General features: G+C 75.5%; 3 protein-coding genes. 1 reads left to right on the top strand and 2 read right to left on the bottom strand.

Features of this window, described 5'->3' with window-relative positions; genetic code table 11:
- Positions 1 to 77 precede the first annotated feature (77 nt).
- On the bottom strand, positions 78 to 1,910 hold the full coding sequence (locus GTW43_RS38665) for an RICIN domain-containing protein (protein WP_161302979.1): 1,833 nt from the start codon (positions 1,908 to 1,910) through the stop codon (positions 78 to 80).
- Positions 1,911 to 2,291: 381 nt separating this feature from the next.
- Between GTW43_RS38665 and GTW43_RS17655 the strand changes: the two genes are divergently transcribed.
- Positions 2,292 to 3,923, top strand: coding sequence for a carbohydrate-binding protein (locus GTW43_RS17655; RefSeq protein ID WP_161302978.1), 1,632 nt, complete (start codon positions 2,292 to 2,294; stop codon positions 3,921 to 3,923).
- Here GTW43_RS17655 and GTW43_RS17650 read toward each other — a convergent pair.
- Positions 3,857 to 5,486: FAD-binding oxidoreductase (locus GTW43_RS17650; RefSeq protein ID WP_161302977.1), on the bottom strand; the 1,630-nt coding region annotated here is incomplete at its 5' end. The genes GTW43_RS17655 and GTW43_RS17650 overlap by 67 nt on opposite strands.

The following is a 5,486-nucleotide window of genomic DNA, read 5'->3' as shown; positions in this document are numbered from 1 at the left end:
GGCGCGCCGGGACACGTCGGCGCGGGTCCGGCCGGGCGGAGAGGCCCGGCCGGACCCACGGAGGAGGCTGTGCCGCGTCAGGCGCGCCGCAGGACGAACTCCTGGGCGGCGCCCGCGGACCGCTGTCCCAGAGCGACCCGTCCGGCCGCCTCGGTGAGAGTGAGGAAGCGGCCCGTCGCGACGGACCGCAGCCGGACCCCGGAGCCGCGCCGCTCGGCGGTCCACCGCTGCGGTGAGCCCGTGGTGCACCGCGCGAGGCGCACCCCGGCCGTGCGGCCCGGTTCGGCGCCGGACGACGTCAGGCACACCGGTGTCCGGCCCGCCGTGCGGATCTGCACGGTGTCCGCGGCGCCGCCCTTGCCGGGCACGAACCGCCAGGACAAGGCTGTCGCGGTGCGGCCCGCGGGCGCCTTGGCGCAGCGCACCGGCACGGGAACGGATCCGGTGCGGCCACCGCCGGGGGCCGCGAGACAGCGCCGTGCGTCCTGCCCGGTGATGCGGACCGTGCCGGTGGGCAGCCGCTGCGCGGACGCGGGCGCGCCCGTGAACTCCATCTTGAAGCGGGCGGGGTCGCCGCCGCCCGGCTGCACGACCCGGGCGCCGTCCTCCTCGCTGCCGTCCTCGATCTGCAGACGCTGACGGGTGGCCGCGTTGAGGAACTCGTAGTGGTCGCCGGCCGGGCCGTAGCCGTCCTCCATCCACCACTGCTGCCGGTCGTCACCGGCCGCGCAGGGCGCGAGCCGGGCTGCCAGGACGGGGACGTCGTCGTCCTTGCCGGGGACCGTGCGGGACGGCATGGTCAGGCATCGGTCGCCGAGGGAGAGGGTGAGGTGGCCGGTGTCGTCGATGGTCCGCCGCCACTGCCGGGAGCCGGTGCTGCCGCCCGTGCAGGGGCGCTGGACGACCGTGCCGGCGTCACCGGCGCTCAGACACAGGCCGCTCTTCTGGTTGCGCAGGGCGGCGGTGACGGCCGGTGCGGGCCGGTCGGTGATCAGGTAGGGGCTGTTCCACACGTTCTCCTCGGGGTGTTCGGCCAGACGTGAGCCGGCGGCGGGGTGCGGCTGGAAGTAGGCGAACTCGTCCTTGGTGCAGTCCAGGACGACACCGGCGAGGACGCCGTCGCAGCGCGGGGTCTCGTCGTAGCCGCGGCAGATGGGGTCGCCGCCCTGGGTGTGGTCCTCGCCGCAGTGGCTGATGTTGAACGAGTGGATCATCTCGTGGGAGACGGCGCCCGCCCCGCCGCATCCCCAACTGACCCAGGCGTTGCCGCCGTTGAGGCCCGCGCCGCCGCCACCGAGCCCGCAGCCGTCGGTGCCGTCGACGTCCATGAACCAGACGGTCTTGTGGTGCTTGTGCCAGGCGTCGGACTTCTTCTTGTCCTTCGCCAGGCCGAGCTGTGCGTCGAGCTTCTCGGTGGCCGGGCCCAGCAGGGAGCCGAGCGTGGGCTTGTCGGGGAGCCCGGTGAGCGAGACGGAGCGCACGTCGATCGCGCACCGCTCGTCCTGCTCGAAGCGGAGCCGCCGGCTGTCCTGCGCCCCGAAGCGCCGTGCGCTGGCCTCGAAGATCTGGTCGACGTCCCACATGGTGCGGCGGATGCGGTCGACGCTGTCGGTGAAGCGGTCGGCGCCCTGGCGGGAGACGTACACGACCTGGAACCAGCCGCGCTGGTCCGCCTCGGGCCGCTCGGTCTCGGCGTCGCGGTAGCCCTCGGCGCAGGCGGGCGGCGGGACCGTGCCGGTGGACCGGACGCGCTCGGGTCCGGCGCCGGACTCGTCGGCCCAGCCGGGCAGTCCGATGAGGGTCCAGACCAGGGCGGCGGCGGTGGCGAGTGCCGCGAAGGGGACGGCGATGCGGGCGGCCGTACGGCGGTGCCGGCGCGGGCCGTCGTGGGTCGGAGGTGTGCGTACCACGTGTGTCCTGTCTTCCTGTTCGGCACAGGGCAGGCGACGAGGCACGGTCTCGGCAGGGGCGGGGCGAGGAGGTCGGGCCGGACGCTAACAGCCTCCGCGGCTCCACGTCCACCACTCGCCGGGCCGTCGCCCGTTTGAGTAAAGAGATGGCAAAGCAGCGGGACGGGTCCGCCGTGCGGCGCTTTCCCCCGGTGAACGGCGCCGTCCGGACGGCGCCGGGCCCACCGCAACCGACGACAGGAGCACCGCCGGGACACGACTCGCCAGAACGGGACAACGCAGGAGGTCAGCGGGCGGCGGCCGACGCCGCCGCCCGCCCTGCCCCACCCCCCGACGTCCACCCGCGCCGCCGCGAGCGGCCTCGAGATCCGGAGTCAGTGCGTGCGTCTGCAGCCGATCGCCCCGCACCTCGTCACCAAGCCGACCCTCGTCCCCACCGGCACGCACCGGGCGTCCCCCGCCGGGCGGCGCCCGCGCCGGCCCGCCGACCACGACCTCGCGATCCGGATCAGCGACGGCGCCACCGCCCTCTACACCGAGCTGATCGCCCGTCACAGCCGCGCCGTCACCGGATATCTGGACACGTGTTTCGCCGATCCGCACGCCCGTGACAGCACGGCGGAACGCGTCTTCGAGGACACCCTGTGCACACTCGCCGCGGGCGCCGAGCCGCGCACCTGCTGGCGCACCCATCTCCTGGTGACCGCGCGGGTCCTGGTGCTGCGCCGCTGGGGCGCGCAGCCCGACGACCCGGCGCTGCGCCCGGCGTTCCGCGCCTGGGCCGACCAGGGCGCGACCTGGCCGATGTCCTTGCGCCCGCAGTTGTCGGAGGCCTACCGCAGACTGCCGCACCCCTGGCAGGCGCTCCTGTGGCACGCCGTGGTCGAGGAGGACTCCCCGTTCCGCACCGCGCGGATCACCGGCCTTGCGACGGACGGTCTCGACGCGGCGCTGCGCCGCGCCCGCACCGAACTGCGCTCCACGTATCTGCGGGCCCATCACGCCCCGCACCGCCTGCATCCCGACTGCGAGATCTACACCCGGCTCCTGTACGCCGCGGTCGCCGACGAGGCGCCGCCGGGCGCGCTGCGTGCGCTGACCCCGCATCTGGAGACCTGCGTGTCCTGCGTGATGGCGTACGAGGACCTGACCACGCTCGAACACGGGCTGCGCGCGCAGCTCCCGCCGATGCTGCTCGGCTGGTGGGACGACGCCGCGTACCGGCACAGCCGGGACAGCGCACCGCTCCCCCAGGAGCCGCCCGCCTTCCTGGCCGCGCACGCCCACCGCGCGGCCGACCGGTTGCGGCAGAGCCGGCGCAGGCACCTGCACCGGCTCGCGGGACGCTTCTGCGCCGGGCTCGGCGTCACGTCCCTCGTCGCGTCGATCGGGGCGGCGGTCCTGCACACGTCGCTGCCGCACGAGGACGCGACGGCGCCGCCCCGGTCCGGCTCTCCGGCCCCGTCGTCGGCCGCCGTGCCCGACGCACCCGCGACCGATCCGTCCGGGACCTCGTCGTCCTCACCCGCCACGCACACCTCCGCCGCGCGGCAACGGCCGTCCGGCAGGCCGCCCACCCCGTCCGCCGAACCGTCGACGGCACCCCGTACGACGCCGGACGAACTCGCCGGATACCTGTTGCGCCCGGCCGCGGCCACCCACACGCAGGCCGACGACGTCGGCACCCTCGACGGGGCGACTCCGCCGGGCGACAACGCGGCTCTCGGGAACGGCGGTTGGCTGCGCTTCGACAACATCGACTTCGGCCGCACGCCCCCGGCCCGGGTCCGCCTGCTGCTCGCCGGGACCGGCACGGGCCGCCTCGACCTCCACGTGGACTCCCTGACCGCGCCGCCCGCGGCGAGTGTGACGACGGCGCCCGGCGGCCCGGGGAACGACACGTACGAGGCTCCCGTCACGGACGGTCCGACCGGGGTGCACTCCGTCTACGTCCGTGCTGTGTGCCCCGCGTCCGGGCCCTGCGCCACACTGCGCTCGCTCACGTTCGGGTGAGCGGCCGGGCCGGTGTCGATCAGGACGCCCGGGTTCAGCACCCCGGCCGGGTCGAGGGCCGTCTTGGCGGCGCGCAGGGCGAGCGCGAAGGGCTCCGGGCGCTGCCGGTCGTAGCCGGGCCGGTGGTCGCGGCCGACCGCGTGGTGGTGGGTGACGGTCGCCCGGTGCCGGGTGAGGATCTCCATCGCGGCGGTCTTGAGCTCGTCCCACATCACGACCTCCTCGCCGCGCCGGCCGGCGGCCACCACCGTGAAGTAGGGGGCCGGGCCGTCCGGATAGACGTGTGTGAAGCGGCAGTTGACCAGGCCGGGCGCGCCCGTCACCTCCTGGACGGCGGCGCCGAGTTCGGTGCGCACCGCGTCGTACAGGGCGGGGGCGCGGTCCCAGGTGCAGGCCGTCTCGAACGTCTCCGTGAGCGCGCTCATGCGGGCCAGCCCGTCCCGTACGTAGGGCATGCGCAGGAACGCCGAACGCCAGGCGTCCACGGCGCCCGGCCCGCCGTGCCCGTCCCGTGGGCGGGGGACGCCGCCGTGCTCGCGGGCCAGGCCGAGCAGCTCGTCGAGACGACCGGCGACCGGGTGCCGCGCCGACTCGACGCCCAGCACGAGGACGGACTCGCCGTCGTGGGCGGCGCCCGCCAGGGCCGCTTCGCCCGGGTCGAGCAGACGGCAGTTGGCCGGGTGGAGTCCGGACTGGGAGATCGCACGCACCGCTTCCATGGCCGCACCGATGTCACGGTAGGACACGGATGCCGACGCCTTGTGGACCGGACGGTCCTGGAGCCGCATCCACGCCTCGGTGATCACACCGAGGCCGCCCTCGGACCCCAGGAAGAGACGGTCGGGCGACGGCCCGGCGCCGGATCCCGGCAGCCGCCAGGACTCGGACGTGCCGACGGGCGTGACCACCCGCAGGGACTCCGTCAGGTCGTCGATGTGGGTGTGCAGCGTCGCGTAGTGTCCCCCGGCCCGGGTGGCCAGCCAGCCGCCGAGCGTGGAGAACTCGAAGCTCTGCGGGAAGTGACGCAGCGTCAGCCCGTACGGCCGCAGCCGGGCCTCCAGGGCGGGGCCGAACACTCCGGCCTGGATGCGCGCCGCCCTGCTGACGGTGTCGACCTCGAGCACCCGGTCCAGGCCGGTGAGGTCGAGCGACAGGACGGCGGCGTGGTCGCCGTCGCCGTCCCGGTACTCGACCCCGCCGACGACCGAACTCCCGCCGCCGTAAGGGACGACGGCGACGTTGCGACGTGCCGCCCAGTCGAGCAGGTCGACGATCTCCGCCTCGTCGTGCGGGTGGGCCACCAGGTGCGGCGCGCCCGACAGGTCACCGTGGAGCGCGCGCACGACGTCGCGGTACGCCTTGCCGTAGGTGTGCGCGGCGCGGTCGGCCGGGGCGGTGCTGACGCGATGGGCGAGGGAGGCGGGCGCGGTGACGCGCGGGGCCGGCAGCCGGGCCGCGGCCGCGTCGGGAACGGGCAGCGGCGCGTCCGGCAGTCCGGGCACCAGCGCACCCAGCGCCACGCATTCGGCGTCGGGCAGCGCCCGCTCGGTGAGCCCCCACCCC

The sequence above is a fragment of the Streptomyces sp. SID5785 genome (genome assembly GCF_009870065.1).
Lineage (GTDB): Bacteria > Actinomycetota > Actinomycetes > Streptomycetales > Streptomycetaceae > Streptomyces.
Note: the sequence above shows the minus strand (reverse complement) of the source record. Positions and strands in the feature narration are given on the sequence as shown.